The sequence below is a fragment of the Sphingopyxis sp. P8 genome (assembly GCF_020622175.1).
Lineage (GTDB): Bacteria > Pseudomonadota > Alphaproteobacteria > Sphingomonadales > Sphingomonadaceae > Sphingopyxis > Sphingopyxis jiangsuensis.
Genome location: NZ_JACNMK010000001.1, coordinates 765,910 through 780,264 on the forward strand (window position 1 = coordinate 765,910; position 14,355 = coordinate 780,264).

Annotated in this window: 15 protein-coding genes and 1 tRNA gene; 8 read left to right on the plus strand and 8 right to left on the minus strand. The window is 66.3% G+C overall.

Annotation, left to right across the window (positions count from 1 at the left end):
• Window positions 1-118 precede the first annotated feature (118 nt).
• Entirely contained in the window at window positions 119-1,936 is a 1,818-nt protein-coding gene (locus H7692_RS03815; RefSeq protein ID WP_222135892.1) for an ABC-F family ATP-binding cassette domain-containing protein, read from the plus strand.
• Between the two features lie 40 nt (window positions 1,937-1,976).
• Here H7692_RS03815 and H7692_RS03820 read toward each other — a convergent pair whose 3' ends face one another.
• Window positions 1,977-2,459, minus strand: coding sequence for a DUF6456 domain-containing protein (locus tag H7692_RS03820; RefSeq protein WP_222135891.1), 483 nt, complete (start codon window positions 2,457-2,459; stop codon window positions 1,977-1,979).
• Window positions 2,460-2,554: 95 nt separating this feature from the next.
• On the opposite strand from H7692_RS03820, the gene H7692_RS03825 reads away from it, so the two are divergent.
• Together H7692_RS03825 and H7692_RS03830 are read left to right on the plus strand one after the other, a co-directional pair.
• Window positions 2,555-3,115 carry a helix-turn-helix domain-containing protein gene (locus H7692_RS03825; RefSeq protein ID WP_222135890.1) on the plus strand — a complete coding sequence of 187 codons (561 nt, stop codon included), beginning with the start codon at window positions 2,555-2,557 and terminating at the stop codon, window positions 3,113-3,115.
• 103 nt (window positions 3,116-3,218) lie between these two features.
• Window positions 3,219-4,388, plus strand: a complete 1,170-nt coding sequence (locus H7692_RS03830; RefSeq protein ID WP_222135889.1) for a glycosyltransferase — start codon at window positions 3,219-3,221, stop codon at window positions 4,386-4,388.
• Window positions 4,389-4,569: 181 nt separating this feature from the next.
• On the opposite strand, the gene secF is transcribed toward H7692_RS03830, so the two are convergent.
• From secF to yajC, 3 genes are read right to left on the minus strand one after another with little or no spacing between them, the layout of a single operon-like run.
• The gene (gene secF / locus H7692_RS03835; protein WP_201925972.1) at window positions 4,570-5,550 is read right to left on the minus strand and encodes a protein translocase subunit SecF; all 981 of its coding nucleotides are present in this window, start codon (window positions 5,548-5,550) and stop codon (window positions 4,570-4,572) included.
• A 13-nt stretch (window positions 5,551-5,563) separates the two neighbouring features.
• Entirely contained in the window at window positions 5,564-7,177 is a 1,614-nt protein-coding gene (secD, locus tag H7692_RS03840) for a protein translocase subunit SecD (protein ID WP_222135888.1), read from the minus strand.
• Window positions 7,178-7,231: 54 nt separating this feature from the next.
• Window positions 7,232-7,561 carry a preprotein translocase subunit YajC gene (gene yajC, locus H7692_RS03845; RefSeq protein WP_201925976.1) on the minus strand — a complete coding sequence of 110 codons (330 nt, stop codon included), beginning with the start codon at window positions 7,559-7,561 and terminating at the stop codon, window positions 7,232-7,234.
• A 270-nt stretch (window positions 7,562-7,831) separates the two neighbouring features.
• On the opposite strand from yajC, the gene H7692_RS03850 reads away from it, so the two are divergent.
• A tRNA-Pro gene (locus H7692_RS03850) sits at window positions 7,832-7,908 on the plus strand.
• A gap of 45 nt (window positions 7,909-7,953) precedes the next feature.
• On the opposite strand, the gene H7692_RS03855 is transcribed toward H7692_RS03850, so the two are convergent.
• A complete protein-coding gene (locus tag H7692_RS03855) occupies window positions 7,954-8,214 on the minus strand; it encodes a hypothetical protein (RefSeq protein WP_222135887.1) in 261 nt (86 codons plus the stop codon).
• A gap of 67 nt (window positions 8,215-8,281) precedes the next feature.
• Between H7692_RS03855 and H7692_RS03860 the strand changes: the two genes are divergently transcribed.
• The gene (locus H7692_RS03860) at window positions 8,282-9,745 is read left to right on the plus strand and encodes an ATP-binding protein (RefSeq protein ID WP_222135886.1); all 1,464 of its coding nucleotides are present in this window, start codon (window positions 8,282-8,284) and stop codon (window positions 9,743-9,745) included.
• Window positions 9,746-9,806: 61 nt separating this feature from the next.
• On the opposite strand, the gene H7692_RS03865 is transcribed toward H7692_RS03860, so the two are convergent.
• On the minus strand, window positions 9,807-10,124 hold the full coding sequence (locus tag H7692_RS03865) for an EF-hand domain-containing protein (protein WP_227339801.1): 318 nt from the start codon (window positions 10,122-10,124) through the stop codon (window positions 9,807-9,809).
• A gap of 95 nt (window positions 10,125-10,219) precedes the next feature.
• On the minus strand, window positions 10,220-11,197 hold the full coding sequence (locus H7692_RS03870; protein WP_222135884.1) for an NADPH:quinone oxidoreductase family protein: 978 nt from the start codon (window positions 11,195-11,197) through the stop codon (window positions 10,220-10,222).
• A gap of 73 nt (window positions 11,198-11,270) precedes the next feature.
• On the opposite strand from H7692_RS03870, the gene H7692_RS03875 reads away from it, so the two are divergent.
• Window positions 11,271-11,834, plus strand: coding sequence for a glycoside hydrolase family 108 protein (locus H7692_RS03875; RefSeq protein ID WP_222135883.1), 564 nt, complete (start codon window positions 11,271-11,273; stop codon window positions 11,832-11,834).
• Between the two features lie 72 nt (window positions 11,835-11,906).
• A complete protein-coding gene (locus H7692_RS03880) occupies window positions 11,907-12,320 on the plus strand; it encodes a holin family protein (RefSeq protein WP_222135882.1) in 414 nt (137 codons plus the stop codon).
• Window positions 12,321-12,441: 121 nt separating this feature from the next.
• Here H7692_RS03880 and H7692_RS03885 read toward each other — a convergent pair whose 3' ends face one another.
• Window positions 12,442-13,311, minus strand: a complete 870-nt coding sequence (locus tag H7692_RS03885; protein WP_222135881.1) for a LysR substrate-binding domain-containing protein — start codon at window positions 13,309-13,311, stop codon at window positions 12,442-12,444.
• Window positions 13,312-13,419: 108 nt separating this feature from the next.
• On the opposite strand from H7692_RS03885, the gene bla reads away from it, so the two are divergent.
• On the plus strand, window positions 13,420-14,355 hold the full coding sequence (bla, locus tag H7692_RS03890) for a class A beta-lactamase (protein WP_222135880.1): 936 nt from the start codon (window positions 13,420-13,422) through the stop codon (window positions 14,353-14,355).

A 14,355-nucleotide genomic window follows, 5' to 3' on the forward strand; every position in this document is an offset into this window, starting at 1 on the left:
CCGGTGGGGCGGCCCATTGCTTTACCCACCCCTAACGCAAGACGGAGCAGGCCCGTTCCGGCCTTTGCCGCTCCAGCGCTTGCAACATGCTGAACACGCCAGTAGCGAGCCGTTCATCATGGCGGCACCTATTCTTTCATACGAAGGCCTCGGCCTCGTCCAGGGCAGCGGCTGGCTGTTTCGCGAACTCGACATCTATGTTGGCGCGCGCGATCGGCTCGCCCTCATCGGTCGCAACGGCGCGGGCAAGACGACCCTGCTCAAACTGCTCGCCGGCCGCATCGATCCCGACGAAGGAAAACGCACGATCGTTCCAGGCACGCATGTCGTGATGCTCGAACAGGAACCCGATTTTTCCGGCTTTGCCACCTTGATGGACTTTGCCGTCGCAGGCACCGACGGGCCGAGCGAGCATGAAGTCGCCGCGATCGCCGACCAGCTCGGCATCGACATGGCGCGCGAGGCGGCGAGCGCGTCGGGCGGTGAGCGCCGCCGCGCCGCCATCGCCCGCGCACTCGCGCAAAACCCGGACGTGCTGCTCCTCGACGAGCCGACGAACCACCTCGACCTCGCCGCGATCGACTGGCTCGAAAGCTGGCTGTCGCGCTTCGCCGGCGCCTTCGTCGCGATCAGCCACGACCGCACCTTTCTCACCCGCCTGACGCGCCAGACACTCTGGCTCGACCGCGGCAGCATCCGGCGGAAAGAGATCGGCTTCGGCGGCTTCGACGAATGGACCGAGGCGGTCTTTGCCGAGGAGGCACGCGCCGCGCAAAAGCTCGATTCCAAGCTGCGGCTGGAGGCGCATTGGCTCGAACGCGGCGTCACCGCGCGGCGCAAGCGCAACCAGGGTCGCCTTGAAAAGCTGAAGGAAATGCGCGCTACCCGTGCGGCGATGATCGGCGGTCCCGGCGTCGCCAAGCTCGGCCTCGCCAACGACGACGTTCGCTCGAAATCGGTGATCGTCGCCGAAAATATATCCAAAGCTTTTTCCGCTACCCCGCTCGATGCGAACGGGAAAGGGAATGCTCAGCGCACGATTATCAAGGACTTCACCTTCCGCGTCCAGCGCGGCGACCGCATCGGCATCGTCGGCGCGAACGGCGCGGGCAAGTCGACCTTGCTCAAGCTGCTGACCGGCGAGATCGAACCCGACAGCGGCAGCGTCACGCTCGCCCCGACGCTCGACGGCATCGTCATCGATCAGCAGCGCAGCCTGCTCTCGCCCGACAAGCGCGTTCGCGACATCCTCGCCGACGGCGGCGACTGGGTCGAGGTGCGCGGGGTCAAAAAGCATGTTCAGGGTTATCTGAAGGACTTTCTCTTCGATCCCGGTGTCGCCGAAACGAGCGTCGGCGCACTGTCGGGCGGCGAACGCTCGCGGCTCCTGCTCGCGCGCGAATTTGCCCGCGAATCGAATCTGCTCGTTCTCGACGAGCCGACCAATGACCTCGACCTCGAAACGCTCGACCTCTTGCAAGAGGTCATCGCCGATTATCAGGGCACCGTGCTGCTCGTCAGCCACGACCGCGACTTCCTCGACCGCACCGTCACCGTGACGCTCGGCCTCGACGGGTCGGGCAAGGTCGACATCGTCGCGGGCGGCTATGCCGACTGGGAAGCCAAGCGCAGCAAGCCCGTGGCCGCAAAGAGCAAGGCGGCAAGCGCCTCACCCGCGCCGCCACCCCCGCCGCAGCAGCGCAAGAAGCTCTCCTACAAGGATCAGCGCGACTATGACCTTCTGCCGGGCCGGATCGAGGAAATCGAAGCCGAGATGGCGGGGATCGAGGCCGAACTGTCCGACGGCAACCTGTTCACCCGCGACAATGCAAAATTCATGACGCTGACCGAAAAGCTCGAAATGCTGCGTACCGAAAAGGCGACGGCCGAAGACCGCTGGCTGGAACTCGCCGAACAGGTCGAGGGGCTGGGATAGCCTTCACTTTTTGGGTTGCTGAGCGAACACCAACTTCCCGTCATCCCGTCCCGTAAAACCGCGCCAGCCGATCAAGCGCCAGCGTCAACACCAGCTTCCCCGACCGCGCCGGCCAGCCGAGCGCCTTCTCCGCCCCGCTCACCCCCTCGCCCGCACAGATCACGCGCCAGCAGATGTCGGCGAGCCCCGGCCCCGCCGCTTCGAGCGCCGCGTGAAAGCGCCGGTGCGCGTCGATCCGCGCGAGCGAGGCGTCCGACGCCCGCGCGCCGCCGCGGCTTTTCCCCGGCGACGCAGCGTCCCAGCGCATTGTCACCCGCGCTGCCAGCCCCGCGCGCTCATAATCAGCGCGCAGCCGCTCGCCCGCGCGTAATTGCGCATCGTTCAGATGCCCGCGCGCCGCAAGCCACGCGAGCGGGCTTTCCGCGACATTGACCGTCACATGGCGCATCACCTGCGGCCCCCGTTTCCCGGGATCGATCAGGTCGTCGGGGTGGATGCGGCTTTCGAGGCGCCGGGCGCTCATACGTTTCTCCTTGATCTGCGAGGATTCGCGCAAAGCTTGACAGCGGGATATTTTGTAGGAAAGAAGAAACCAAATCGGTTATCAGGGGTCTCTCGATGATCAACAGTATCCGCGCCGTGCGCCGCGCCAAGGGCCTCACACTCGAAGAGGTCGCGCATCGCTGCGATCCGCCGACGACCGCGCAGACGATCGGGCGGCTCGAAACCGGCACGCGCACGCTGTCGCTCGGCTGGATGAACCGCATCGCCGCAGCGCTCGGCGTCGACGCTGCCGAACTGGTGCAGCTTCCGCAGGACACGCAGCTCACGATCACCGCGCTGCTCGGCGCCGACGGGACGCAGGCGCCGACGCGCGTCGAACAGGCGCTCACCGCGCGGCCGGGCGAGGATATGGTCGCGGTGCGCGTCACCTCGTCGATCGGCGATTATCGCGCGGGCGACGAAATCTGGTGCCGCCGTATCGAAGGTGACTGGACGAACGCGCTCAACCGCGACCTGCTCGTCCCCCGCCCCGCTGGTCGCTTCATTTTCGCGCGGCTGCTCAATGTCGACGGCGAAAAGCTCCACCTCCTGCCGCTCGGCACCGGCCAGCGCCAGCAGGTCGTGAACAATCCGCCCTGGGCCGCAATAGCCGTGCGCCTGATAAGGAGCCTCTGATCGCCGTTCGCCCCGAGCGTGTCGAAGGGCCGTCCTTATTCTGCATCAACCGGGGAAGAATGGTGTTTCGACAAGCTCGGCACAATCGGATGAGAGGCAGCGAATGACCGCTCCCCTCCGCATCCTGTCGATCGCCACGCTCTTTCCCGACGCCGCGCGCCCCAACTTCGGCCTGTTCGTCGAACGCAGCCTGCGCGCGCTCGCGGCACAACCCCACATTGACCTCTCCGTCGTCGCCCCGCTTGGCCTCCCGCCTTTTCCGCTGTCGCTTCACCCGCGCTATCGCGCTCTCCGCGACCTGCCCGAACGCGAGACGTGGAACGGCCTCACGGTCCATCGTCCGCGCTTCACGCTCCTTCCCCGGGTCGGCACGCGCCTAAACCCCGCTGCCATCGCCCGCGCCGTTGCACCGGTTGCACGCCAGCGGGCGGTCGACGTCGTCGATGCGCAATTCTTCTATCCCGACGGCCCCGCCGCAATGCGGGTCGCACAGGCGCTCGGCCTTCCCTTTTCGGTGAAGGCACGCGGCGCCGACATCAGCCATTTCGGTCATTCACCGGCCTCGCGCGGACAAGTGCTGAAAGCAGCGGAGCGCGCCGCCGGGCTGCTCGCCGTATCCGAATCGATGCGCCGCGACATGGCCGCCATCGGCATCGACTCCGGAAAAGTGACCGTCCACTACACCGGCATCGACCGCGCCCGCTTTCATCCCGGTGACCGCGCGGCCGCACGCGCGCAGTTCGGATGGGGCGACGCCGCGACGATCCTTTCGGTCGGCGCGCTCATCCCGCGCAAGGGGCAGGCGCTGGCAATCGAAGCGCTGCCTGCGCTTCCCGGCGTCCATTATCGCCTCGCGGGCGCGGGTGAAGAGGAAGCGCGATACCGCGCACTCGCGGCGCGTCTAGGCGTCGCCGACCGCGTCCATTTCCTCGGCCCCGTCGCCAACGCCGAACTGCCCCGGCTTTACCGCGCCGCCGACGCGGTCGTCATGCCGTCGGCAAGCGAGGGGCTTGCCAATGCGTGGGTCGAGGCGCTCGCCTGCGGCACCCCGCTCGTCATCAGCGACGCGGGCGGCGCCGCCGAACTGGTCACTGCGCCCGCTGCGGGCCGCATCGTTGAGCGAACGCCCGAGGCGATCGCTTCGGCTGTGCACGAAATCCTCGCCGTTCCGCCCGCACCCGCCGATGTCGCCGCAACGCTGGGCGATCGTTTCGACTGGGACCGCAACGGCCGCGACCTCGCCGCGCATCTGCGGCGATGCGCGGGCCGCTAGCGATTTCCGCCGTAACTGTTTCCTAGCTTCCGGCAGATATCGTCAGCGCGCTCACCCCGAGTTCGTCATTCCCGCGAAAGCGGGAACCCAGCGAACCAACGTCGCAACTGGGTTCCCGCTTTCGCGGGAATGACGAATTCAGAATTGTCGCCGTGTCGCTTCTTGGCGACAGGCCGCGGCCTCAGACCACCGCGCCGTCGTCGTTGCGGTCGATGCGTTCGGCGCCTGCCGTCGCGGCGCTCGTGCGCGGGATGAAGCTGTCGGGACCGACCTTCAGCCACACGAGGATCGGCGCCGACATATAGACCGACGAATAGGTGCCGACAAAGATGCCGAGCAGCATCGCCGCGGTGAAACCGAAGATCACGTCCGGCCCGACCCACAGCAGCACCGCGAGCGCGATGAGCATCGTAAAGCTCGTCATCACCGTGCGCGCCAGCGTCTCGTTGATGCTGAGGTCGAGCAGCGGGATGATTTCCATCTTGCGATATTTTTTCAGATTTTCGCGGATACGGTCGAACACGACGATGGTATCGTTGAGCGAATAGCCGATGATCGTCAGCAGCGCGGCGACGATGTTGAGGTCGAACTGCATCTGCGTCAGCGCGAAAAAGCCGAAGGTCAGCGCGACGTCGTGAAACAGCGCGAACAGTGCGCCGACCCCGAACTGCCATTCGAAACGGATCCAGATGTAGATCGAGATCGCGATCATCGCGAGCAGCAGGCTGAGCGCACCGGTCCGCAGCAGCTCGTTCGATACCTTGCCCGACACGGTTTCGACCGAGCCCGTCGTCGCAGTCGGAAAGGCCTTTTTGATCCCGTCGACAAGCTGGCGCCCGGCGCGGTCGGCCGCGGCCTTGTCGCCGTCGGGCAGCGCGGTGCGGATCGATACCGCCGTGTCCGTGCCGAATTGCTGGATCGTTGCTTCGCCGAGGCCGATGTCGCCCACCTTTTCGCGAATCTCGTCGATCGGCGGCATCTCCTGCGTAAATTCGACGCGCACCGACTGGCCGCCGACGAAATCGACGCCAAGGTTCAGCCCGCGCACCGCAACAAGCGCAATCGACGCGACGATCATCAATATGCTGATCGCCATCGCGACCTTGCGATATTTCAGGAACTGGATGTTCGTGTTTTCGGGGACGAGTTTCAGCAAGCGCATGGGTCGATCCCTCTTAAATGTTCAGCGCCGTCGGGCGCGTCTTGTGCAGCCAGCGGGCGGCGAACAGGCGCGTGACGGTAACGGCGGTAAAGACGCTGGTGATGATGCCGATGGTCAGCACCACCGCAAAGCCCTTGATGGGGCCGGAGCCGAACCAGAACATCAACCCCGCCGCGATGACGTTGGTGATATTGGCGTCGAAAATCGCGCGGCTCGCTTCCGAATATCCGACATCGACCGCCTGGAATATCCGCCGTCCGCGCTTGAGTTCCTCGCGGATACGCTCGTTGATCAGCACGTTCGCGTCGACCGCGGCGCCGATGGTGAGCACGAATCCCGCGATACCCGGCAAGGTCAGTGTCGCGTTGAACGCCGCCATGATAGCGACGATCAGCCCGATGTTGAACAGCAGCGCGATGTTCGCATAAACGCCGAAGCGGCCATAGACGAGGATCATGAAGACGAGCACCGCGACCGTCGCGATGATGCCGGCGATCGCGCCCTTGCGGATCGAATCGGCGCCGAGTTCGGGGGTGACGGTGCGTTCTTCAACGACCTCCATCTTTACCGGCAGCGCGCCCGAGCGCAGCGAGATCGCCAGGTTGTTCGCGGTTGCGACGGTGAAGCTGCCCGAAATCTGGGCGCTGCCGCCCAGGATCGGCTCGTTGATCGACGGCGCCGACAGCACTTGTCCGTCGAGGACCATTGCAAAGCGGCGGCCGACGTTCTGCGCGGTGACGCGCGCAAAGGTGCTCGACCCGCCCGAATCGAAACGGATCGTGACGACCGGCTGGTTGTTCTGGGGATCAAAGCTCTGCTGCGCGTCGATCAGCTGTTCGCCGCTGATCATGACCTGTCGGCGCAGCACCTCGAACGCTGCGCCATTGCCTTCGCCGGGCGCATAGGGAACGATCTCGCTGCCCACCGGCACGCGGCCCGCCGCGGCCTCATTGGGGTCGGCATTCGCGTCGACCATCCGGAACTCCAGCCGCGCGGTCTTGCCGATCAGATCCTTCAGCGCCTGCGGGTCCTGAAGCCCCGGCACCTGCACGACGATACGGTCGTCGCCCTGACGGATGATCGTCGGCTCGCGCGTACCGAGCGAGTTGACGCGGCGATCGATGATGTCGCGCGCTGTGTCCATCGCCTGGCTGATGGCCTGCGTGCGGCCTGCGCCGGTCGGATTCAGGACGATGCGCGTCGAATCGACGATGTCGATGTTCCAGTCGCGCTGGCCGGTCATCGCCGCGCCCTGCGTCTCGCGGAACAGCCGTTCGCGCGCTTCGTCGAGCTGCGTCTGGTCGCGAACGAGGAAGCTGATCCGCCCGCCGTCGGTCGACAGCTCGCCGATCGCGATGTCGTCGTCGGGTCCGCGCTCGCCGCGCATCGCGGTGCGCACGGTCTTTTCCATATTCGACAGCTGCGTCTTGGCAAGATCGTCGAGATCGGCTTCGAGCAGCAAATGGCTGCCGCCCGCAAGGTCGAGCCCCAGGTTCACCTTTGCCTGCGCGAATCCGGGCAGCGCCTCGAACTGCTTTTCGGTCAGGAAACTCGGGATCGAAAAAAGGACACCGAGCAGCAGGATGATGCCGATACCGATGGTTTTCCAGCGCGGAAAGTCGAGCATATGGGGGTTCCGGTCAGAGGGCGGGTCCGCGCACGCGCGCGGACCGGCGCTGCGTCAGTCGTTTGCGGGCTTGCCGCCGGGCTGCAGCACGTCGGCGAGGGTCGATTTGACGACCTTGATCTTCACGCCCTGCGCGATTTCGACGTCGGCGAAATCATCGTCGACGCGCGTCACCTTGCCGACGATGCCGCCGCCGGTCACGACCTGGTCGCGCGGCTTCACCGCCGCGATCTTCGCGCGATGCTCTTTCGCTCGCACTTGCTGCGGGCGGATCAGGAAAAACCAGAAGACGACGAAGATCAGCAGATAGGGCACCAGCATCAGGAAACCGGCTGCCCCGCCGCCCGATCCGGCCGCCTGGGTCAGAAGCAAGGTGGTCGTCATCGAAGAGAACTTTCCATTCAGGTGGCGCGGCCGGTCCCCGGACGGGGCGGTTCGCGCAAAAAATATGGCGCGGCGCCTATCACGCGGGCGCGGGGGGCGCAACCGATGGCTGCGCCCTCGCCCGCGGGAGAGGCGGCGCGGAGATAGTGTGCGCCAATGGGCAATCAAGGGCAGCGGCGTCCGTATCGCGCTCCGCGACCGACGACGCACGATAGCCTTGCATCCCCCGCCAAGCCGCGCTAGGGGCCTCGCCTGCCCAATCGGGCCGGTCGGGACGTAGCGCAGCCTGGTAGCGCATCACACTGGGGGTGTGGGGGTCGGAGGTTCGAATCCTCTCGTCCCGACCAATTCATTCTTCGACATTTGAAATGCAGGTCACGCGAGGCGGAAACTCATTCCTCCTGCGCGCGGTCGACCATGTCCATGAAATCGCGCGCCGTGTCGCGCTCGGCGGGATCCTTGAACGCTGCGTCGAGATCGGGCGCGACGCCGAGCATGTACATCAGCGCCCACAGCGCAAAGCGCCGCCCGCTGTTGCTCTCCAGCCCGAAATCGACGCGCATCCGCTCGGCACCCGTCTCCAGCGCGGCGGGCGTGATCGCGTCCATGTCGCGCGTTCCGAAATAGCGAAAGAGCTGGTCGTCGAGGTCCATGGCCGCGAGTGCAAGCACCCGCCAGCTTCGGTTGTCAACCGGCGGGCGGCCCGTTAGGGGCGGCGCGGTGACAAGCAGCATCGAAATCGGACTCGACACCGCCGGACGCCCCATTGCGATCGACGTGCAGGAACTGCTCGCGACCCGGCTGCTCGTCCAGGGCAATTCGGGGTCGGGAAAATCGCATCTTTTGCGCCGGATGCTCGAACAGAGCGCGGGGCTCGTCCAGCAGGTCGTGATCGACCCCGAGGGCGATTTCGTCACCCTCGCCGACGCGTACAGCCATGTCGCGATCAACGCGGGCGATTATGACGAGCGCGAAATCGCAACGATGGGCGCGCGCATCCGCGAGCATCGCGCGTCGGTCGTGCTCAACCTCGAATCGCTCGATATCGAAGCGCAGATGGGCTGCGCCGCCGCTTTTCTCAACGCGCTGTTCGATGCGCCGCGCGAGCATTGGTTCCCCGCGCTCGTCGTCGTCGACGAGGCGCAGATGTTCGCGCCGAGCGCGTCGGGCGAAGTCTCGGACACGGTGCGCCGTGCGAGCCTCGGCGCGATGACCAACCTGATGTGTCGTGGGCGCAAGCGCGGGCTCGCGGGGGCCATCGCGACGCAGCGGCTCGCCAAGCTTGCCAAGAATGTCGCGGCAGAGGCGAGCAATTTCCTGATGGGGCGTACCTTCCTCGACATCGACATGGCGCGCGCCGCCGACCTGCTCGGGATGGAACGGCGACAGGCCGAGATGATCCGCGACCTCGAACGCGGCTGTTTTCTCGGCCTCGGCCCCGCGATTTCGCGTCGCCCCGTGTCGATCCGCATCGGCGCGACGCAGACGAGCACGCGCTCGGGGACGCATAGCCTGCTCCCGCTTCCCGACGCCGAGGCGGGCGACATGCGCGAAATGCTTTTCGCCGCGATGGAAAGCCCACCGCCGCCTCCCCCGCCCACGCCGTCTCCCGTCGCCGCGGGCGAGTTGATCGAACGCATCGCGCGCAGCGACGCGCAGGAGAGCGCCGACCCCGCGTCCGGCGACGAAGGATCACCCCAGCCCGCACCGGCGCCCGACAGCGAAGCCATCGTGCGGGCCGCGCTCGAAGCGATGCTCGCCGATCCTGACAGCGCCTTTCAACCCGACGCGATGCTCTATCAGGATTTCTCGGTGCGTTGCCGCATGGCGCGGCTGCCCGCGCCGCCGATCGACCTGACTGCCTTCCGCCGCCGCTTCGCGCTCGCGCGCGTCGACATCTTCGATCCTGCCGATCCCCAATGGAGCGAGCTTCTCGCCGCCGCAGCGCAGCTTCCCGACGACATGCTCGCGCCCTTCCTTCTCATCGCGCGCGCGGCGATGGACGGCCAGCCCTGCCCCGACGACGAAGCGCTCGGGCGCGCCTATGGCACCCATTCACCGGGCCGACTCCGCCGCCTGCTCGACTTCATGGAACGGCAGGGCGCAATCGTCGTGCGCTCGAACTTCGGCGGCCAGCGCTCGGTCGGCATCCCCGCGCTCGGGCTGCACACCGCCGCCGACTAGGGCAGGATTCGACTGCCGGGTCCGGAAAAATCGGAGGGCGGCAGAGAGCCGTCGCCGGGGATCAATTCTTGGCGTCGGGCCTGCCTTCGCGCATCGCACCCCGCATCGCGCCCAGTTCGGCCTTGTCGACCGCGCCGTCGCCGTTGGTGTCCGCGCGCTTCAGAAAGGCGTCGATCTTTTCGGGCGGGTTCAGCGACGGATCGCCGCGTCGTTCTGCGCGCATCGCCATCATCTTCGCAATCTCGATCTTGTCGAGCTTGCCGTCGCCATTGACGTCGATCATCGCGAACAGCCGTTCGCCGTCGCGCGGCGCCTGAGCCTGTACCGGCGCGGTCATGGCAAATCCGACCGTGGCGGTCATCCAGATCAAAGTCTTCACGTTTTTTTCCTCTCGAAGAATGCGGCATCGCAGCCGGGAAGCCCCGCCGTCCGATTGGCGCTGCTATGTCGCAAAACTATATCAGCGTCGGCCGGTTACGGTCGCAAGACGACCTTCCCCACCACCTCGCGCCGCTCCAGCATTGCAAAAGCCTCGCGCCAGTCAGCAAGGTCGAACGAGGCGTGGACATGCGGCCGAATCCGCCCCTCGGCGGCCAGCGCGTCGATCATCGCCAGATTTTCGGCCCCGCGCTCCGGAAAACGGCGCCCATATTCGCCCGCGCGCACCCCGACGACCGAGAAGCCTTTTATCAGCGGCATATTCACCGAAACTTCGGGGATACGTCCCGACGCAAAACCGACGACGAGCAGCCGCCCGCCGAACGCAATGCAGCGTGTCGATTCGTCGAACACATCGCCGCCGACCGGATCGAAGATGACATCGGCGCCCATTCCGCCAGTCATCGTCTTTACCGCATCGCGGAATCCGGGATCGGCGGCGATGACCGCTTCGGGCGCACGGAGACGCTGGATGGCGTCGCGCTTTTCCGGGCTGCTTGCCGCCGCGATCACGCGCGCGCCGAGCGCCTTGCCCAGGTCAACCGTCGCCAGCCCGACCCCGCCCGCCGCACCATGAACGAGCAGCCATTCGCCCGGCGCGATCCGTGCGCCGCGCACCAGCGCGACATAGGCGGTCAGATATGCGACCGGATAGGCCGCCGCCTCGTCCCACCCGAGCCGCGCGGGTTTCGGCCGCAGCGCGCTTGCCGGGACGACGCAATATTCCGCCATCGCGCCGAAGCGGTTGCCGCCGACCACCGCATCGCCCGGCACCCAAGCTGTAATCTCCTCCCCGACCGCATCGACCTCGCCCGAAAATTCGAGCCCCGCGATAAAGGGCAGGTCCGGTTTCAACTGATAGGCGCCGCGCGTCATCAACAGGTCGGGAAAATTGACCGCCGCCGCGCGCACGCGCACCCGCACCTCGCCCGTGCCCGGCGCGGGAACAGGCACGTCGGCAATCGCTGCCCCCTCGTGATCGGGAAGTAGCTCGCGCACCTGCAATGCCCGCATCGGTAAAACTCCTTTCCTACATTATTCCTATATGGTTCGTTTCACCTCATCAGAGAACCGAAAGGAGCGAATCATGCCGAAAACCGACACCCTCATCTACGACGTCGACGCCTTGATCGACGCCGTCATCGACCGCGAAGGCCGTTATGTAAACCACCCTGCCGATCGCGGCGGTCCGACCTGCTGGGGTATCACCGAGGCGGTGGCGCGCGCGCAGGGCTATGCGGGCGAGATGCGCGCGCTGCCTCGCGCCGAGGCGGCGGCCATCTATCGCCGCATCTATTGGCTGCGTCCCGGCTATGATCGGGTCGGGCTGCGCGCGCCGAAAATCGCCGCCGAACTCTTCGATACCGGCGTCAACATGGGCACCGCGACCGCGACCGGCTTTCTCCAGCGCGCGCTCAATGCGCTCAACCGCTCGGCACGCGACTATCCCGACATCGCCGTCGACCGCGACATCGGTCCGCGCACGCTTTCGGCGCTCGACGCCTTCCTCCGCGTGCGCGGCAAGGGCGGCGAGACGGTGCTGCTGCGCGCGATGGAAGCGCTGCAGGGCGAACGCTACATCGCGCTCGCCGAACGCCGCCCGAGCCAGGAGGCCTTTCTCTACGGCTGGCTCGCCAACCGCATCGGCTAGTGCTGACAGCGCTCCCCGACATCGAATCCAGTGTGAAGTTGCAAGGATTCTCTAGCAAAAAGGAAAACTGCCATGAGCATCATCGAGGGACTGATCGGCCCCATCGCCAAGTTGATCGACAAGATTATTCCCGACCCCGACGTACGCGACCGCGCCAAGCTCGAGCTGATCAAACTCGAGGGCAGCCAGGAAATGGAAGCGATCCGCACGCGGATGACCGCGATCGTCGCCGAAGCGAACAGCAGCGACCCGTGGACGAGCCGCGCACGCCCCAGCTTCCTCTATGTCATGTATGCGCTGCTGCTCTGGGCGATCCCCATGGGCCTCATCGCAGCCGCGCGGCCCGAGATGGCCAAGGGTATTGCCGAGGGGATGAACGCCTATCTCGCCGGGATTCCCGAGCCGCTCTACGCGCTCTTCGGCACCGGCTACCTCGGCTACACCGCCGCGCGCGCGTGGGGCAAGGCAAAGGGGGTCGAAAGCTGAGTTCCATCGTCATTGCGAGGCCGGCGGAGCCGGGCGAAGCAATCTCCAGCTATCGGCACGCCCTCTTCTCGGCAGGAGATTGCTTCGCTGCGCTCGCAATGACGGTGGGCAAAGCGGCCGGTCATTCCCCGGCCCGCTCCACCAGCCAATCGGAAAACTCCCGCTCCGCCGCCCGCTCGGCGCGCGCGAGCGGGCGGGTGAGCCAATAGGCGCCGGCATCGACCTTGGCGTCGAACGGCTGGACCAGCCGTCCGTCGTCCAGTTCGGTGGTGAACATCGCGGGTGGGGCGAGCGCGACCCCTTCGCCGAGCAGCGCCGCCTGCACCATGATGATCGACGTATCGAACTGCGCGCCGCGCGCGGCCACGGGTTCGGCGCCCGCCGCCCTGAACCACGCCGGCCAGTCCTGCGCGCGATACGACCGCAGCAGCGGCCAGCGTGCGAGGTCGGCGGGGTGGCGCAGCGTTTCGGCGATGGACGGGGTGCAAAGCGGCGTCATCGGGGCGTCCATCACGCGCACAGCCTCGACGCTGCGCCACGCCCCGTCGCCAAAGCGGATCGACAGGTCCAGACTGTCGGTCGCGGGTTCGGGCTTGTTGTTGTTTGTGAGCAGTCGCAACTCGATATGCGGAAAGCGGCGACGGAAATCGGGAAGGTGTCGCATCAGGAAACCGACCGCGAAGGTGCCGACGACGCCCACGGTCAGCAGCTCGCGCGCCACGCCGTCGCGCACGCGATCGACCCCCTGCTCGATCGCCGCGAGCGCCTCGGCCACCGTCGGGGCGAGCATTAGCCCCTCGTCAGTGAGCGCAAGCCCGCGCGAAGTGCGGTGGAACAGCGGTTTGCCGAGCCACGCCTCGAGCGCCTTGATCTGGTGGCTCACCGCCGCCTGCGTGACGAACAATTCCTTTGCCGCCTCGGTGAAACTCCCCTGGCGCGCCGCCGCATCAAAGGCGCGCAGCAGGTTGAGCGAGATTTCGGTGACCGCCATGACGCACCTTTAGATTTTCTAATGCCTCTATTGATCTATCATCGCTTGGCTACGAGTAAAATCTGCTAAATCATACGCGCAGGACAATTCGACATAAGGATAACTGATATGACGAGCGCATATTCGCGGCGCCGCCTGCTTTCGATGATGCCCGTGGCCGGCGTCGGCGCCTGGGCGCTGCTCGCCGGGTGCAAGGCGGACGCCGGCTCCGCCCCGAAGTCCGCCGATGCGACCGCCGACCGCCTCGCCGCGCTCGAAAAGCGCGCCGGCGGCCGCCTCGGTGTCGCCTTCCTCGACAGCGCGACGGGACGAACGGCAAGCCACCGCGGCGGCGAACGCTTCGCCATGTGCTCGACCTTCAAATGGCCGCTCTCGGCGGTCATTTTGAAGGCGATCGAAGGCGGAAAGCTCATGCTCGACCAGCCAGTGCCTTATGGGGCGTCGGACCTGCTCGAATTCGCCCCCGTCACGCGCGCCAACGTCGCGACAGGGTCGATGACGGTCGCCGAGCTGATGGAGGCGACGATCACCACCAGCGACAATACTGCGGCAAACCTCTTGCTCGGCCTCGTCGGCGGCCCGGCGGGGGCAACGCGGCAATTCCGGGCGTGGGGCGACGCGGTGACCCGGCTTGATCGTCTCGAACCGGAAATGAACGACGTTGTCGCAGGCGACGAGCGCGATACGACGTCACCGACGGCGATGGCAGGACTGCTGCGAGCGACACTGGTCGGCGACGCCCTCTCGCCGACTTCGCGCGCCTTGCTGATCGATTGGGGCGTCGCCACCGAAACGGGCTACAAGAGGCTGCGCGCGGGACTCCCGTCCGACTGGCGCTCCGGCGACAAGACCGGAACGGGCGTATCGGCAGACAGGATCAGCAAATACAACGACATCGCCATCACTTACCCCCCGAAAGGGCCGCCGATCCTCATCACCGCCTATTATGAAAGCCCCGTCATCAGTTCGCAAAAGATGCGCGACGAGGATCAGGCCGTCCTCGCCGAGGTCGGGCGGATCGCAGCGGAGTGGGCCGCAGGCTGA

Excerpts from the sequence above, each read along its gene's own strand:
- H7692_RS03815 (WP_222135892.1), top strand. The coding sequence starts at position 119 with ATGGCGGCACCTATTCTTTCATACGAAGGCCTCGGCCTCGTCCAGGGC.
- H7692_RS03820 (WP_222135891.1), bottom strand. The coding sequence starts at position 2,459 with ATGAGCGCCCGGCGCCTCGAAAGCCGCATCCACCCCGACGACCTGATC.
- H7692_RS03825 (WP_222135890.1), top strand. The coding sequence starts at position 2,555 with ATGATCAACAGTATCCGCGCCGTGCGCCGCGCCAAGGGCCTCACACTC.
- H7692_RS03830 (WP_222135889.1), top strand. The coding sequence starts at position 3,219 with ATGACCGCTCCCCTCCGCATCCTGTCGATCGCCACGCTCTTTCCCGAC.
- secF (WP_201925972.1), bottom strand. The coding sequence starts at position 5,550 with ATGCGCTTGCTGAAACTCGTCCCCGAAAACACGAACATCCAGTTCCTG.
- secD (WP_222135888.1), bottom strand. The coding sequence starts at position 7,177 with ATGCTCGACTTTCCGCGCTGGAAAACCATCGGTATCGGCATCATCCTG.
- yajC (WP_201925976.1), bottom strand. The coding sequence starts at position 7,561 with ATGACGACCACCTTGCTTCTGACCCAGGCGGCCGGATCGGGCGGCGGG.
- H7692_RS03855 (WP_222135887.1), bottom strand. The coding sequence starts at position 8,214 with ATGGACCTCGACGACCAGCTCTTTCGCTATTTCGGAACGCGCGACATG.
- H7692_RS03870 (WP_222135884.1), bottom strand. The coding sequence starts at position 11,197 with ATGCGGGCATTGCAGGTGCGCGAGCTACTTCCCGATCACGAGGGGGCA.
- H7692_RS03875 (WP_222135883.1), top strand. The coding sequence starts at position 11,271 with ATGCCGAAAACCGACACCCTCATCTACGACGTCGACGCCTTGATCGAC.
- H7692_RS03880 (WP_222135882.1), top strand. The coding sequence starts at position 11,907 with ATGAGCATCATCGAGGGACTGATCGGCCCCATCGCCAAGTTGATCGAC.
- H7692_RS03885 (WP_222135881.1), bottom strand. The coding sequence starts at position 13,311 with ATGGCGGTCACCGAAATCTCGCTCAACCTGCTGCGCGCCTTTGATGCG.
- bla (WP_222135880.1), top strand. The coding sequence starts at position 13,420 with ATGACGAGCGCATATTCGCGGCGCCGCCTGCTTTCGATGATGCCCGTG.